Source organism: Sphingobium sp. B10D7B (assembly GCF_025961955.1).
GTDB lineage: Bacteria > Pseudomonadota > Alphaproteobacteria > Sphingomonadales > Sphingomonadaceae > Sphingobium.
This window is the reverse complement of the sequence record NZ_JAOQOQ010000001.1, coordinates 1146587-1162371: the sequence shown is the minus strand read 5'-3', so window position 1 is coordinate 1162371 and position 15785 is coordinate 1146587. Positions and strand designations below refer to the sequence as shown.

Sequence of the window (15785 nt, the reverse complement as noted above, 5' to 3'; positions counted from 1 at the left end):
AATTAAAAGGCCGCCCGTTCGTGCCGGGCGGCCTGTGCCTGTCGATCAGACGAAGGGATAAGGGATCCCCCAATATCCGTAGACCTGCCGGCCGTAGCCATGGTCGTAGACGGGGTCTTCCTGCGCATATCGCGGCGCGCCTTCGAGACGGGATTTCTCGATGTCGACGACATAGCCGCCATATTCGGTATCATAATCGAGCATGTCCCACGGCAGCGGATAATAATCGCTTCCGAGGCCGAACAGCCCGCCGAACGACATCACGGCATATTCAGCCTTGCCGCTGCGCTTATCGACCATGAAGTTGCGCACCGTCCCGAGCTTCTCGCCCTGCCGGTTGTACACCGTCGTTCCCTCGACCTTGTCGGAGGAGATGAGGCGCTGAGTTTCGTCAATTGCGATTTCGGTAGCCATGAGCCTGGTCCTCTTCCTGTTGAAGGTGGGCCTCGATCCACGGAAGGGGTTTGCCGATCCAACCGGGACCAAGGTGCCAATGCCGGACTATGCCGGCCCTGGGTCTTGAGGCGGCGCGTCAGCGCGACGCCATCTGCCAAACCAACGGCCAGATAGCGCAGGGGTTCCGGGTAAAGCGGCAAACCGATCGACAGCGAGTCACGCCGTGGCGCATCGGCGGCCAGAAGGCCGGTTCGGTCAGATCATGGACTGCGGCTGCACCAGACGATCGAAGGTCGCCGCATCGACAAGCCCGAGCGCAGAGGCCGCCTCGCGCAGGCTCAGGCCCTGCTCATGGGCATATTTGGCAATCTTGGCGGCGTTGTCATAGCCGACCTCGGGTGCCAGGGCGGTGACCAGCATCAGCGAGCGCTCGACCAAGTCCGCGATGCGCTCCTCATTGGGCACGATGCCTTCCACGCAGCGCTCGGCAAAGCTCTCCATTCCCGTGCTCAGCAGATCGATGGAACGCAGGATCGCCGCACCGATCATCGGCTTGAAGACGTTAAGTTCGAGATGCCCCTGCAAGCCGCCGACCGTCACGGCCTGATGATTGCCGATCACCTGCGCGGCAACCATCGTCAGCATCTCGCACTGGGTGGGGTTGACCTTGCCGGGCATGATCGAACTGCCTGGCTCATTGGCCGGCAATTCCAGTTCGCCCAGCCCCGAACGCGGCCCCGAGCCGAGCAGGCGGATATCATTGGCGATCTTGGTCAGCGCGACAGCGAGTGTCGCCAGAGACCCGGAGAGCTGGACCAGCGGATCGTTGGAGGCCAAGGCCTCGAACTTGTTGGGCGCGGTCCTGAACGGAAGATCGGTCAACGCCGCGATCTGCTTCGCCACCGCCTCGCCGAACCCTTGCGGCGCATTCAGGCCTGTGCCGACCGCCGTGCCGCCCTGCGCCAACGGCAGCAGCTCCTCTTCTAGGGCGCGGGAGAGACGGTTGCGGCAGTTGAGCAGTTGCTGAGCATAGCCGGAAAACTCCTGCCCGAGCGTAAGCGGTGTCGCGTCCTGCAGATGCGTCCGGCCGATCTTGACGATGCCGGACCAAGCCTTCGCCATCGCGCCGAGCAGATCGGCAAGATGATCGAGCGCGGGCAGCAGCCGTTCGACCAGCGCGCGGGCGGCTGCGATGTGCAGCGCCGTCGGGAAGCTGTCGTTGGACGACTGGCTCATATTGACATGATCGTTGGGATGGACCGGTGCCTTGCCGCCACGCTGGCCCGTCAGCGCCTCGTTGGCCCGGCCGGCGATCACCTCGTTCACGTTCATGTTGGTCTGGGTGCCGCTGCCGGTCTGCCAGATGACCAGGGGAAACTGATCGTCCAGCTTGCCGGCCACGATCTCCGCCGCTGCCGTCTCGATGGCATCGGCGATGTCCGGGGCCAGTCCGTGCGCGCGGTTCACATGCGCGGCGGCGCTTTTCACGATCGCCAGCGCATGAACGATGCCGATCGGCATTCGCTCAGCCGGGCCGAACGGGAAATTCTCGATGCTGCGCTGCGTCTGGGCGCCCCAATAGGCCGCGTCAGGCACGTCGATGGGGCCCAGGCTGTCGCGTTCTTCCCGCATCTTCGTCACCGGTTTCTCCACTGTCATCTGCCGGGCCTGTCTACGTGCGCCGCCAGCTGGGTCCAAACCCACAGCTTGCGCGTTGTGCGCTCGTCCATGCCCGTGGACAAGTCCCGTGGATAGGCCCCGTGGATAGGCAAGGAGCGGCCCCGAGCATGACACACGCGCTGATTTTCGTCGACGACAGCATGCCGGGCATCCGCCGCCGACCGAGTGGAAAACGCGGCTGGGCCTATTTCGATGCGGAAGGCGCGCGCATCACCGACCGCGCGGAGATCGACCGGCTCAACCGCATCGGACTGCCGCCGGCATATACCGATGCCTGGTTTGCGCCCAATGCCCATGCCCATATTCTGGCGACGGGCATCGATGCGCGCGGGCGCAAGCAATATCGCTACCACCCCGATTTCACGGCCGAGCGGGACGCGCGCAAATATGAGGGCTGCGCCGCGTTCGGCGCCCTGCTGCCGCTGCTGCGCCGCCGGGTGGAGGATGATCTGGCCGGGCGCGGCCTGACGGAAGAGCGGGCCATCGCCTCGGTCGTCCAACTGCTCGACAGCGGCCGCATCCGCGTGGGCAACGAGGCCTATGCCAAGAGCAATCGCAGCTTTGGCGCCACCACCCTGCGCCGGCGCCATGCCAAGGTCACCGGCAGCCGCCTCACCCTGCGGTTCAAGGCCAAGTCGGGCAAGCTGAGCGAAGTCAGCATGACCGACCGCCGCCTCATTCGATTCGTTCGCCAGATGCAGGATCTGCCGGGCCAGCACCTCTTCCAGTATCTGCGCGACGACGGCACTGCCTCGCCGGTCTCATCATCGGATGTGAACGGCTATCTGCGCGAGACGATGGGCGCGGACTTCACCGCCAAGCACTTCCGGACATGGCGGGCGAGCGTGCTCGCGTTCGACTGGCTGCTGCACGAGCAGGAGGTCTCCACCCTCACGGCGATGCTGACCCATGTCTCCGAACATCTGGGCAATACGCCGGCCATAGCCCGCAAATCCTACATCCACCCCAATCTCGTCGCCCTTGCGCGCGACGGGGCGAGCGAATTCCGCAAGCAGACGCGCCTGCCGCGCCAGACGAAATGGCTCAGCCGCCCAGAACGCGGCCTGATCGCCTGGCTGGAAGAGCAGCAGGTCGAGGCCGGCTGATCAGCGGCAAACGCCCCAGCTGACCCCGCCCCGATCCGCCTGATCGAAGTGGAAGTGATCGGCATGCTGGCGGTTATAATCCGGCGAAAGCACGGTAGAGAACAGGCGGCATGCGCCATCGCGCACGGTTCGCAGGAACGCGGCCTCTTCGCCCTCCCCGTCCCAATCCCGCAGCACCGAGATCCGGCGGCCGTCGCTCAGCACGAAGCCGGCGATGTCGAGTGCATTGGCGGTGGCATGTTCGCTCCACGCACCTTCGCCGCGGCCGTACATGCGCCGGCAACTATAGCTGCCCAAATGCTCGATGCGGGCAACCGACGCGCCAAGAATTTGCTGCGCGGCAGGCTGGACGACCTGCCAGGTCCAGAGCGCGGTGGCGGCCATAACGGTACAGGCCGGGGCCACGTCCGTCGGCGAAAGGGCGAGCATGTCCTGACCCGCCGCAATGCGCGTGGCGGCCGTGACCCGGCATTGGTCACTGCCGAAAGCCGGGACCGCCGTCGTCTCCACCCCGGCGCGATGCAGCAAGGCGCGACATTGTGGCGCATCATCCCGCAATCCCGAGAGCTTGTGCCGCGTGAACAGGCCGATGGGCTGATCCAGCGAAAGCGGCGTCCAGGGAAGATCCTGCGGGGCCGGACGGAACAGCGCGAACGCCAGCAACGCTGCCAGAATCAGAACGCCCGCCCAGACGAGCCAGCGGATCGCGCGATAAAAACCGGATGCCTTCATAGCTGCCTAACGCGGCAGGACGCGTTCCGCTTCCGACAGGGCCATGCAACTGCTGGCGCACGCGGGCGTTGATCGATCAGACGACAAGGAAATCACGAAAGGATTTGAGATGTCGATGCCCGAAGATCCCAAGACGAAAACCGAGACGGACGAAAACCCCGAGGTCCGCGATGCCGGGCCGGATGCGATGAAGCACAAGCCCGCCCCGGGCAAATGGGACGAGATTGACGAAGCCTCGGACGAGTCCTTTCCCGCCAGCGATCCGCCGGCATTCCAGCCGTCGATAACCTGACGATCAGGCGGACGCGGGCGGTGCCACGGCGCCTGCCCGCGCCACGTCGATCGTCGCGATTTGCCCATTGCGCAATCCGTAGACGACGAACACGCGCACCTGAACGCTCTCGCCTTGCTTGAGCGGCGCGACCACGAAATCGGGCGCGTCCTGCTGCGCCGTGAACGTGCTGGTGCAGTCCACCGCAATCCCATTGTCGTCGATCACCAGCCCATGGATGGTGAGATCTTCGCGTACCGTCTGGAACATGGTGCGATAGAAGTCGCAGATGCCATCGCGCCCGTTGATGACAGGCACGGATGGCAGCCGCAGCACACAGTCCTCTGTGTAGTAACGCCCTGCCCGCTCCATATCGCCAGCACTGAACGCCGCCGCATAGGCATGATAGGCCGCCCGCCCGCCCGCATGGGATGAAAGCATCGGCGCCTTGGTGACGCCCTGCTCCGCCGGCCAGGTCATGGAGCATAATTCCTGGATTTGCCCGGCCTCGTTCAAGAGATAGGTCACGAAGAACCGCACCGTCAGAATGTCGCCCGGCAGCAAGGGCGCGAAGGGGAAATCGGGGCGCGGCGCGTGGCAGATGAAATCCATGTCCACATCGACGAACAGCCGGTTGCCCTCCTGCAGCACCAGTCGGGGGCGGATGACCTCGCGTACGCCGTCATGGGCCCAGTCAAGGAAATCGAGCAGGCCATCGCGCCCACGGCAGACGCGGGTGCTGCTGTACATCACGCAATCCGGCGCGAACCACCGCTCGACCAGGCGATCATCCTGCCCTTCGTTAAAGTCGGCGACATAATCGTCGTAATTCAAGGCTTTTTCCTCGCTGAAGGAACGCCTTCACGCCCCATTTGGTCGGCCCTTTTGGCCATGCGCAGCAACATGCCGTCCAGGTCCGACAGTTCGGACTCGCTGAAATCGGCCGTCAACATGCTGAAGAACTTGCGCCGATCCATATGGACCCGCTTGTAGCTGTCCTGCCCCTTTTCGGTCAGCACCAGCAGGCTGCTCTTGCGGTTTCGGGGATTTTCCTCCCGCCGCAGGAAGCCTTCTTCTTCGAGAACCCGCACCGCGCGGCTGACTTCCGCCCGGTCCACCAGCGCGGCGGCCGAGACTTCGCTGGCACTTTTGGTGCCCATTACGGCCAAATGCGCCAGCACCCGCCACTCCGCCAGCGAGACACCCGCATTGTCCCGGATATGCTGGACCGAAAGCCGGTCGAGCATCTTGCCAAGCATCAGCAGACGATAAGGAAGGTGGCGGGAATCGAAGATGCGCCAGGCTTCTTCGAGAGGGCCCGCCGCCCCGTTATTGTTATCCTTTGCGCTCAATTGCGCTCCCCCTCTCCTCGGGCCGCCCCGGTAGACCCGAGGCGGCACTATAATTCGCAGCGCGCCCTTAGAGGGCGACGCTGACCGCCTTGAGCTCGGTATAGGCCTCAACGCCGGCCTTGCCATTCTCACGGCCCCAGCCGGAGGCCTTGTAGCCGCCGAGCGGAAGCGCGGGATCGACGCCGCCCGATCCATTGATGCGGATGGTGCCGGATTTGAGGCGCCGGGCCAGCTTATGTGCAGTGGAGATATTCTGGGTGTAGATGGATGCGGACAGGCCGAACTCCGTCTCATTGCCCCGCGCCGCCAGCGCCGCGACATCGTCCTCATCATTGAAACGCATCGCGCAGAGCACCGGGCCGAAGATTTCCTCGGCGCGCACGCGCATGTCGGGCTTGGTATCCACCAGCACGGTGGGCTGGACGAAATAGCCGCCCTCATAGCCCTCACCGGAGAGGCGATCGCCGCCGGCAAGCACGCTGGCGCCTTCCTGGCGGCCGGATTCGATATAACCGGTCACGCGGTCAAGCTGCGCCGCGCTGACCAGCGGGCCGATCATGGTCGCGGCATCGAGGGTCTGGCCGACCTTCATGCCCCGCGCCATGTTCACCACGCCTTCCAGCACGGCATCGGCCACCTTCTCATGCACGAACAGGCGCGATCCCGCCGCGCAGACCTGACCGGCATTGAAGAAGATACCCATCGCCGCTGCCGGAATGGCCTTGGAGAGGTCCGCATCCGCAAAGATATAGGTGGGCGACTTGCCGCCCAGTTCGAGCTGCACGCGCTTGAAGTTCGTCTTGGAGGCTTCGATGATCGCCTTGCCGGTCACCGTCGAACCGGTGAACGAGACCTTGTCGACATCGCGGTGCGCAGCCAGCGCCGCGCCAGCGGTCCGGCCGAAGCCCGAGACGATGTTGATTACGCCTTCGGGGAAACCCGCCTCAAGCACCAGCTCACCCAGCCGCAGCGTGCTGAGCGGAGTCTGTTCGGCTGGCTTGAGCACCACGGTGCAGCCCGCCGCGATCGCCGGGGCCAACTTACCCATGGCCATGACCAGCGGAAAATTCCACGGCACGATCTGCGCGCACACACCAACCGGCTCGCGCAGCACATAGGAGAGCCATTCGCCCGGTGCGCTGATCTCTGCGGTCTCGCCGAAAATCTTGGTCGCCCAGCCGGCATTGTAGCGCAGCTGGCCCACGGCGCCCGCAACATCGATCATCCGCGAGAACTGGATGGGGCGGCCTACGTCCAGCGTCTCCAGCAGAGCCAGTTCCTCGGCATTGGCTTCGAGCAGATCGGCGAGCTTGAGCAGCAAATTGGTCCGCTCGGTGGGCTTCACGCCCGACCAGGCACCCTCGAACGCCTTGCGCGCGGCGGCAACGGCCCGGTCCACATCGACCTCGCCGGCGCTGGCCACATTTGCGATGAGTTCGCCGGTCGAGGGATTGAGCGTTTCGAAGGTTTCGCCGGATGCGGCCTCGACCCACTGCCCGCCGATCAACATTTTGACCGGGCCGTTGGCGTAGCGCATACGCAGTTGCTCAAGCAGACCGGGATTGTAAGGCGCATTCATCGAAACAGACATCCTTTCCAGCAGCCGTCGGTACCCTGACGGCAGAGATCATGTTGAATCATCATGATCTCCTCAATAACAGCAGACATGCGTCCACGCCAACTCTAGCGCGCCGGAAGTCCATGGAGAGTGACTTTGTCCGAAAATTCCTTTGATTATGTGATTGTCGGCGCGGGGTCCGCGGGGTCGGTGCTCGCGGCGCGACTCACCGAGGACCCGAATGTGCGCGTCCTGCTGCTGGAGGCAGGCGGTGGTGGCGATGACTGGCTGATTCGGATGCCGCTTGGCTTCCTCAAGGCGCTGTTCAAGCCCGGCTACACCTGGCCCTATTGGACGGAGCCGGAGCCGCACATGAACAACCGCAAGCTGATCCTGCCGCGCGGCCGGCTGCTCGGCGGCTCCAGCTCGATCAACGGCATGGTGTTCATGCGCGGTCACAGCGCCGATTTCGATCGCTGGGCGCAGATGGGCTGCAAGGGCTGGAGCTACGCCGATGTGCTCCCCTATTTCCGCAAGATGGAGCGCAGCTGGCGCGGCGCGTCCGATCTGCACGGCGCCGACGGCCCGCTGAGCGTGACGCCCAACGCCACCAAATGGCTGCTGCACGATGAACTCATGGCCGCCGCGAAGAACGCCGGTTTCCCGATCACCGACGATATTCACGATGGCGACGAGGAAGGCGTCGGCCGCGTCGAGCTGACCATCGACAAGAATGGCCGCCGCGCATCGACCTACGCCGCCTATCTCAAACCCGCCATGGCCCGGCCCAATCTGACGGTGCTGACCAATGCGATGACCCAGCGTGTGCTGACCGCGGGCAAGCGTGCCACTGGCGTGGAGTATCGCCACGATGGCGAACTCAAAACCGCTCTCGCCCGCCGCGAGGTCATCCTCTCGGGCGGCAGCTACAATTCGCCGCAGTTGCTCATGCTCTCCGGCATCGGCCCGGCGCAGCATCTGCGCGAGATGGATATCCCGGTCGTGCATGACCTGCCCGGCGTCGGCGAGAATCTCTCGGAGCATCCGCGCACGCCGGTGCTGTTCGAAGCCGCCCCGGTCACCTTCGTCAATGAGTTGCGCTTCGACAGGGCAACGCTCTCCGTGCTGCGCTGGTACTTCATGGGCACCGGCCCCTTCGCGCGGCAGGTGAACAGCGCCAACCCGGTGCTGCGCACCGACCCGCGCCTCGCCCAGCCGGACATTCAGCTCTGGTGCAACCCGGTGACGCTCGACGCGCATCTGTGGTTCCCCGGCATCAAGAAGCGTCCGCCGCACAAGCTGACCGCCGACGTCATCCTGCTCCACCCGGAAAGCCGGGGCCGGGTCTTCCTCAAATCGCCCAAGGCCGACGATCATGTCGGCATTTTCCTTAACCTGTTCAGCGCGCCAGCCGATTTCGCGACGGCGCGGGCGGGCATCCGCATTGCGCGGAAGATCTATGCCACTTCGCCGCAAGCCGAGATCACCGGCAAGGAAATCTCGCCCGGCGCCGATGTGGCGAGCGATGAAGCGCTGGATGAGCACATCCGCGCCACCACGACCACCACGCAGCATCCGCTCGGCACCTGCCGGATGGGCACCGGCCCGATGGCGGTGGTCGATCCGCAGTTGCGGGTGATCGGCATGGAGGGCTTGCGGGTCATCGACGCCTCGGTGATGCCGGACGAGACCGGCGGCAACATCAACGCCCCCACCATCATGCTCGCCGAGCGCGCGGCGGACATCCTCAAGGGCAAGGTCCTGCCCGCTGACGAACTGGTTCACACAGGAGAGTATGCCGCATGACCCGCGAGGATTTCGAGCGCTATATCAACGCCTTCAACGCGAATGATTTCGATGGCTTCACCAGCTTCTACGCAGATGACGTAGACTTTCAGCTGGGGGACCGGATGCACATCGTCGGCCGGGAAAAGATTGGCGACTTCTATCGCGGCGTGAAGGCGCATTTCGAGGAAACGCTGACGATCCTCGACCTCATTCTCGCCGATGACGGCGCAGCGCTGCGGGTTCACACCCGCTTCGAGACGATCAAGGATTGGCCCGAATTTGAAATGTGGCCGACCAAGAAGGGCGATGTGCGCGAGATCGAGAGCATCATCCTGTACCGCATCGCGAACGGCAAGTTCACGCACATCAAATCTGCCCGCTTCAAGGAACTCTGAGTCTTGGCCAACAGCTCCACGCCCGACTTCATCGTCATCGGATCCGGCTCGGCCGGCGCGGTCATCGCCGCCCGCCTGTCGGAAGACCCCAATGCCAAGGTCCTCGTGCTGGAGGCCGGACGCCGCGAGCGCGACATCCGCCTCACCATGCCGATCCTTTTCCCGTTCGTCATGGCCGATCCCAAGTTCAACTGGAGCTATATGGGCGAGCCGGAGCCGTTCGCAGACAACCGCCAGATCCGCCAGCCGCGCGGCAAGGCGCTGGGCGGCTCCTCGATGATCAACGGCATGCTCTACGCACGCGGCCATGCGCGGGACTATGACGAGTGGCGCCAGCTCGGCAACGAGGGCTGGAGCTATGACGATGTGCTGCCCTACTTCAAGAAATCGGAAAACCATTGGGGGCCTGAGGACCATTGGCATGGCAAGGGCGGGCCGCTCAGCGTCAAGCAGCAGCCCAAGACCAACGATCTCTACCAACGGTTCATCAGCACCGTAAAATCGCTCGGCTATGACGAGCGCGACAGCTTCCACCGCGCCGACCAGGAAGGCTGGGGACCGCCGCCGCTCAACATCCATGAGGGCACGCGCGCCAGCACCGCCGCGCGCTTCCTCATTCCGGCGATGTCGCGGCCCAATCTGACCGTGGAAACCGGCGCGCTGGTCACCCGCATCGAGGTCGCCAACGGCCGCGCGGTCGCGGTTCACTATCGCGACAGCGAAGGCCGGGACAAGCGGGTCGCCGCCGCGCAGGAAATCATCCTTTCGGGCGGTGCCTATAATTCGCCCCAGGTGCTGCTGCTCTCCGGCATCGGCCCGGCCGAGCATCTCGCCGAGCAGGGCATCGATGTGGTGCATCACCTCCCCGGCGTCGGCATGAACCTGCAGGATCACCCTTCGGTCGCGATGGTCAATGCAGCGGCGCGCAGCGTGACGCTGACCAACAGCCTGCGCATCGACCGCTCGGCGCTTGCCGCGCTGCAGTGGCTGCTGACGCGCGGCGGCATGATCGCGGATATGCCGGTGACCGCCAACGGCTTCATCAAGACCCGGCCCGAGCTTGAGCGCCCGGATGCGCAGTGCCTGTTCCAGCCGACCATGATCGGCGCGCAGACCTGGTTCCCCGGCTGGCGCAAGCCCAAGGCGGACGTGGTGGCCATGGCCTGCGTGCTGCTGCGGCCCGAGGGTCGCGGCTGGGTGAAGCTGCGCTCGGCAGACCCGACGGACAAGCCGCGCATCCTCTCCAACGTGCTCTCCACCGAGAACGATCGCGCCTTCTTCCGCCGCCTCGTGCCGCAACTGCGCGAGATATTCTCCACCGCACCGCTGAGCGACGTCTTGCGCGGCGAGGTGATGCCCGGCCCGAATGTGAAGAGCGATGCGGAGATCGATGCCTGGGTGCGCAGCGCCATCAACACCGCCCTGCACCCCGTCGGCACCTGCGCCATGGGGCAGGATGACATGGCGGTGGTCGATCCGCGCCTGCGCGTCCACGGCCTCCAGGGCCTGCGCGTGGCCGATGCCGCCATCATGCCGCGAATCGTGGGTGGCAACACCAATGCCGCAAGCATCATGATCGGCGAGAAGGCAGCCGACATGATCAAGGCGGACAACGGCCTGCAGGCCTGAGGCGACCTTGCCGGTGACGTAGCGTCAGCTCAGGGTGGCCCGGTCGAACGGGCTGCCCCGGCTTGCGTTCACCCATTCATGGCGCGATAGGCAGGGCAACCTCAAAATTTGCAGGAGCCTTGCCTCATGCCTCGGCGTGTCCATCATATCGTTTCTCTCGCGGGCTGCACCGCCCTTCTCGCCCTTGCCGCTCCGGCCGCTGCCAATGAAGGCATGTGGATGCCGGGCCAGATCAAGGACATTGGCGAGGCGCTCAAGGCCGATGGCCTTGCGCTATCGCCAGATCAGCTCGGGCGGCTGGATGCCGCGCCGCTCAACGCCATCGTGTCGCTGGGCGGTTGCTCGGCTGCATTCCTCAGCCCCGAGGGGCTGGTCGCGACCAACCATCACTGCGTGCAGGGGTCGATCCAGTATAATAGCGGCGAAGGCCGTGATTATCTGACCAACGGCTTTCTCGCCAAGGAGCTGGGCGAAGAACTGCCCGCCGCACCCGGATCGCGCATCTATGTGATCGAGGATCTGCGCGATGTGACCAGCGCGATGATGCGCGGCGTGACGCCCCGCCTCGATGGCCTCGCCCGTTACGAGAAGCTGGACGCCAATCGCAAGGCGCTGATCTCGGCGTGCGAGAAGCAGGCCAACCGCCGCTGCGACGTGCGGCCCTATTATGGCGGCGCGGCCTATTATCTCCAGCAGCAGCTCGAGATTCAGGACGTGCGGCTCGTCTACGCGCCGGCCGAAGGGCTCGGCAATTTCGGCGGCGAGACGGACAACTGGATGTGGCCGCGCCACACCGGCGACTTCGGCTTCTATCGCGCCTATGTCGGGCCGGACGGCAGCTCAAAGCCGTTCGCCAAGGAGAACGTCCCCTACCGCCCGAAGTCCTGGCTGCGCATAGCCTCGCAGGGTGTGAAGGAAGGCGATTTCGTGATGGTCGCCGGCTTCCCCGGCACCACCAACCGCCTGCGCACCAGCGATGAAGTGCTGTTCAACTTCGCGGAATATGAGCCGCTCTGGCAGCGCCTGCTGAGCGACTATGCGACGCAGATCGACAAGGTGACGGCGGGCGATCGGGAGGCGCAGATCCGCTACGCCTCCATCCTCGCGGGGGCCGAGAATTACGAGAAGAAGCTCGCCGGCGACCTCGTCGGTGCCGACGCCATCCGCCTTGATGAGCGCAAGCCGGCCGAGGAAAAGGCCTTCCGCAACTGGGTCGCTGCCGATGCGGCCCGTCAGGCGCGCTACGGGGCGGACATTGCGGCGCTGGATGCGGTGGTCATCGAGAATAACAAGGCTTCCCTCACCGGCCTGCGCACCTCCCTGCTCAACCGCGCTCAACTGCTCGGCGCAGCCCGCACCCTGTATCGTTGGGCCAAGGAGCAGGAGAAGCCGGACGCCCAGCGCGAGAGCGGCTTCCAGCAGCGTGACCGCGAAAGCATTGTCGACCGGCTCCGTCAGGTCGAGCGCCGTTTCCTGCCCAAGATCGATCGTCAATTGTTCGAGGCTGCCCTCGCCGAATATCGCCAGCTCGATGCGGCCGATCGCGATGCCAAGTTTGAGGCCGCGCTGACGCAGATCGGCTTCGACCGGCTCTATGGCGAGACCAAGCTGGGCGACACGCCGACCCGGCTGGGCTGGCTGGACAACCCCGCCTCCGCCTTCGAGACCTCGGACGATCCGTTCATCAAGCTCGCCATCGCGCTCTATGCCGGCGACATGGAGAGCGAGCAGACCGCCAAGGCTCGGTCGGGTCACACACAGGCCGCGCGGGCTGGCTATATGAAGGGTCTGATGGCCTATAAACAGGCGGCCGGCCTGCCCCTCTATCCAGATGCCAACAGCTCGCTGCGCCTGACCTGGGGCAAGGTCATGGGCAAGGAGAAGGACGGCCAGATCTGGACCGCCTTCACCACCGCCGAGGGCCTTCTCGCCAAGCAGACCGGCAAGGGCGAGTTCAATGCCCCGCAGGGCGCAATCGATGCGATCAAGGCCAAGGACTACGGCCCCTATGCCGCGACAGAGCTGGGCACGCTGCCGGTCGACTTCATGTCCAATGTCGACATCACCAATGGCAACTCGGGTTCCTCGACGCTGAACGCGCGCGGCGAATTCGTCGGCCTGGCCTTCGACGGCACGCTGGAAGGCGTGATCTCCGACTGGGCCTATGTGGCCGAGCGCAATCGCACGATCCATGTCGACAGCCGCTTCATGCTCTGGACGATGGACAAGGTCGACGGCGCGCAGCGGCTGCTCAAGGAAATGGGCGTCACGCCCGTCGCCAGCCGCTGAGGCGCAAGGACGGGGCGGCGCGGCCGCCCTGCCCGCTGCTCTCTCACGCAACAAAAGAGAAAGGCCGCTCCGGATGTCGCCGGGGCGGCCTTTCCTTATGTCAGCCTGACGCTGTCAGGCGCGCGTCAGAAGCTCTTGCGAACCGAGAGATACCACTCGCGGGGACGGCCCGGCTGGGCTTCCGTGGTGGGCTGGCCGAAGGGCACCAGATCGAAGATGTTGTAGTAGTACTGCTTGTTGAACAGGTTGGTCGCACCGACCGCCACGGTCAGGTCGCCCGCATCGTTCTGGTAGCTGATCCGCCCGTTGAACACGGCGCGGCCGGGGATCTGGGCGATCGGGCTGCGCGAGTTGAACGAGATCTTCGACTGATAGAAGCCGTCGATCCGCGGCGTGATGGAGCCGCCCAGCTGCTCAACCGGGATCTCGTACTGGATACCAGCCGAACCCGTCCACTGCGGCACGTAAACCGGCGTCTGGTTCACGACGAGCGGATCGTTGCGCAGTTCCGGCGCATCGAAGTGCGTGTAACCGCCCGCGAGATTGAACGTCAGGCCATCGACCGGACGGGCCTCCAGCTCGACCTCGAAGCCCTTCACCTTGCCCGGAGAATTGACGTAGTTGGTCTTGGAGATGCAAGCCACGCCAATGCCCTGCGCCAGGTTGACCGCACCGTCCGTCGCCGGATTATAGGCGCGGCACAGCTCGTTGCCGCCGGTCACAGCCGGATCGACCTGCGTCCCGGCGAGCGTGCAGACACCGGTCGTGCCGTTGTTGATGCACTCCGAACCGCTCTGCGAGACAATGCGCGAGGAGTAATCCGAGTAGAAGCCGGCCACGTTCAGGCGCAGGCGACGGTCGAAGAAGTCACCCTTGAAGCCGAGTTCGTAGGCGACCATTTCCTCGGCTGCGACGGGCACGAGCTGCGAGGCCTGGAACGGACGCGGGTTGAACGCACCGGGACGATAGCCCGACGCGATCGAGCCGTAGACCATCACGGAATCGGTCAGCTTGTAGTCCGCGCCGAAGCGGTAATCGATGCGGTCGTCCTTGACGAGCACGGGGCGAATGATGCCGCCCTGGCCGTTGTTGAACAGCGTGTCCTTGGTGTCCTCCGAGTAACGCAGGCCAGCGGTGAGCTGCAGGCGATCGAGCGGACGAACCTGCGCCTGCGCATAAGCGGCCTTGGCTTCGCTATCCACGCTAATGCGGGCGTTCTGCTGGAAGTTGAGGAACGGGATCGAGACGTTGGAGGTCGTCAGGCCCTTGCCCTTGTAGTAGAACAGACCGGCGGTCACATCGAACAGCGGGCTGGTGTAGTTGAGGCGCGGTTCGACCGTCCACTGCTCATGCGTAATGATGGACTTGGTGGTCTGCAGGCTCAGCGGCGAGCCGTCGGTATCGTTCACCGCCGTCGTGAAGACATTGCGGTAGCTGCCCAGCACGGTGAGCGTCAGGTCCTGCGTCAGATCGACCACGGCCTTGCCGCTGAAGCCGTAATTCTCGATCACAGCCTTGCGGTCGAAGCACTGGCCGCCACGGTCCGACCCACCGTTGTAATAAGTGCCGGCGATGTTGGTCCCAGCCGGGATCGGATCGCAATAGGTGGCGTAGGTGGTGTAGGGGCTGTTGGTGAGGAAGCGGCTGTCATAGCTGACCCCCCACAGCGGCTGATAAACGGCCGCATCAAGCGCCTGCGTGGCTGCGCTTGGCACGATACGCAGCTGCTTGTTTGCCACCGCCGGGGAATCATCGTTGGTGTAGTCAGCCGAGAGCGTCAGGTCGATGCCGGTGCCGGCGTAACGCAGCGCACCGCGCAGGGCGACGACGCTTTCACCGCCATAGCGGCCCAGTTCGCAATCGGTCTGCGAGGCGCCGGAGAGGAAGCCGTCCGAGGGATCGAGCGAGGGGAACCTGCCGGCGAGGCCCGGCGTGCCCTGACGCACCATGTCGCAACGGAAGTCGAGCAGCTTCTGGTAGCCCTTGCGCTTCTTCGAAACGCCTGAGACGCGGAAGAAGAGGTTCTCCGAGAGCGGCACGTTAAATCCGGCGCGCAGGTCGGTGCGGTTGTAGCTGCCCACGGTCGCTTCGACATAGGCCGAAGGGGTGGCATCGGGTGCCTTGGAAATCAGGTTGACGGCGCCGCCGATGGCGTTGCGGCCGAACACCGTACCCTGCGGACCGCGCAGCACTTCGACGCGCTCAAGGTCGAGCAGATCGAAGGTCGAGCCGGCGAGCAGTGCATAATATTGGTCATCGACATAGAAGGCCACGCCCGGCTCGAACGCCAGGTTGAAGTCATACTGGCCGATGCCGCGGATATAGGCCTGCACGGCGCGGCCAAAAGAGGCGTTCGCTGCCGCAAAGCTGGCGTTCGGCACGATGGCCGCAACGTCCTGAATGTTGTTGATCGCCCGATCGGTCAGCGCATTAGCGGTTACGGCGGTGATGGCCAGCGGCGTTTCCTGCAGGTTGGTGGCCGAGCGCGTCGCGGTCACGACGATCTCTTCGACACCGGCGCGCTGGGGCTGCGCCTGGGCAGCGGCATCGTCCTGCGCCTGTGCGGGCGCTGCGATGCTCATGGCAAAG

The 15785-nt window shown here is 64.7% G+C and carries 13 protein-coding genes; 6 read left to right on the top strand and 7 right to left on the bottom strand.

Annotation, left to right across the window (positions count from 1 at the left end; translation table 11 throughout):
• Positions 1–45: 45 nt before the first annotated feature.
• Together M2331_RS05450 and fumC are read right to left on the bottom strand one after the other, a co-directional pair.
• On the bottom strand, positions 46–414 hold the full coding sequence (locus M2331_RS05450; RefSeq protein ID WP_181559327.1) for a PRC-barrel domain-containing protein: 369 nt from the start codon (positions 412–414) through the stop codon (positions 46–48).
• Between the two features lie 237 nt (positions 415–651).
• A complete protein-coding gene (gene fumC, locus M2331_RS05445) occupies positions 652–2055 on the bottom strand; it encodes a class II fumarate hydratase (protein WP_220128516.1) in 1404 nt (467 codons plus the stop codon).
• Positions 2056–2183: 128 nt separating this feature from the next.
• Between fumC and M2331_RS05440 the strand changes: the two genes are divergently transcribed.
• Positions 2184–3182 (top strand): DNA topoisomerase IB, encoded by a 999-nt coding sequence (locus tag M2331_RS05440; protein ID WP_181559326.1) that lies wholly within the window; start codon positions 2184–2186, stop codon positions 3180–3182.
• Here M2331_RS05440 and M2331_RS05435 read toward each other — a convergent pair whose 3' ends face one another.
• Entirely contained in the window at positions 3183–3914 is a 732-nt protein-coding gene (locus M2331_RS05435; protein ID WP_181559325.1) for an extensin family protein, read from the bottom strand. It abuts the gene before it with no gap.
• A gap of 109 nt (positions 3915–4023) precedes the next feature.
• Between M2331_RS05435 and M2331_RS05430 the strand changes: the two genes are divergently transcribed.
• Positions 4024–4206 (top strand): hypothetical protein, encoded by a 183-nt coding sequence (locus M2331_RS05430; RefSeq protein WP_264572224.1) that lies wholly within the window; start codon positions 4024–4026, stop codon positions 4204–4206.
• Between the two features lie 3 nt (positions 4207–4209).
• Here the strand turns inward: M2331_RS05430 and M2331_RS05425 are convergent, their stop codons facing one another.
• The 3 genes from M2331_RS05425 to M2331_RS05415 form a co-directional block, all read right to left on the bottom strand.
• On the bottom strand, positions 4210–5019 hold the full coding sequence (locus M2331_RS05425) for a nuclear transport factor 2 family protein (protein WP_181559324.1): 810 nt from the start codon (positions 5017–5019) through the stop codon (positions 4210–4212).
• Positions 5016–5537 (bottom strand): MarR family winged helix-turn-helix transcriptional regulator, encoded by a 522-nt coding sequence (locus M2331_RS05420; protein WP_181559323.1) that lies wholly within the window; start codon positions 5535–5537, stop codon positions 5016–5018. Before M2331_RS05420 ends, M2331_RS05425 begins: the two co-directional genes overlap by 4 nt.
• Positions 5538–5604: 67 nt before the next feature.
• Positions 5605–7116, bottom strand: coding sequence for an aldehyde dehydrogenase family protein (locus M2331_RS05415; RefSeq protein WP_181559322.1), 1512 nt, complete (start codon positions 7114–7116; stop codon positions 5605–5607).
• Positions 7117–7251: 135 nt separating this feature from the next.
• On the opposite strand from M2331_RS05415, the gene M2331_RS05410 reads away from it, so the two are divergent.
• From M2331_RS05410 to M2331_RS05395, 4 genes are all read left to right on the top strand, one after another.
• A complete protein-coding gene (locus M2331_RS05410) occupies positions 7252–8901 on the top strand; it encodes a GMC family oxidoreductase (RefSeq protein WP_181559321.1) in 1650 nt (549 codons plus the stop codon).
• Positions 8898–9278 carry a nuclear transport factor 2 family protein gene (locus M2331_RS05405; protein WP_181559320.1) on the top strand — a complete coding sequence of 127 codons (381 nt, stop codon included), beginning with the start codon at positions 8898–8900 and terminating at the stop codon, positions 9276–9278. The genes M2331_RS05410 and M2331_RS05405 overlap by 4 nt, the downstream gene beginning before the upstream one ends.
• A gap of 3 nt (positions 9279–9281) precedes the next feature.
• Positions 9282–10907 (top strand): GMC family oxidoreductase, encoded by a 1626-nt coding sequence (locus M2331_RS05400; protein ID WP_181559319.1) that lies wholly within the window; start codon positions 9282–9284, stop codon positions 10905–10907.
• A gap of 126 nt (positions 10908–11033) precedes the next feature.
• Positions 11034–13196, top strand: coding sequence for a S46 family peptidase (locus M2331_RS05395; protein WP_181559318.1), 2163 nt, complete (start codon positions 11034–11036; stop codon positions 13194–13196).
• 125 nt (positions 13197–13321) lie between these two features.
• On the opposite strand, the gene M2331_RS05390 is transcribed toward M2331_RS05395, so the two are convergent.
• Complete coding sequence (locus tag M2331_RS05390) at positions 13322–15778, bottom strand: TonB-dependent receptor (RefSeq protein ID WP_264592304.1); 2457 nt, start codon at positions 15776–15778, stop codon at positions 13322–13324.
• Positions 15779–15785 lie beyond the last annotated feature (7 nt).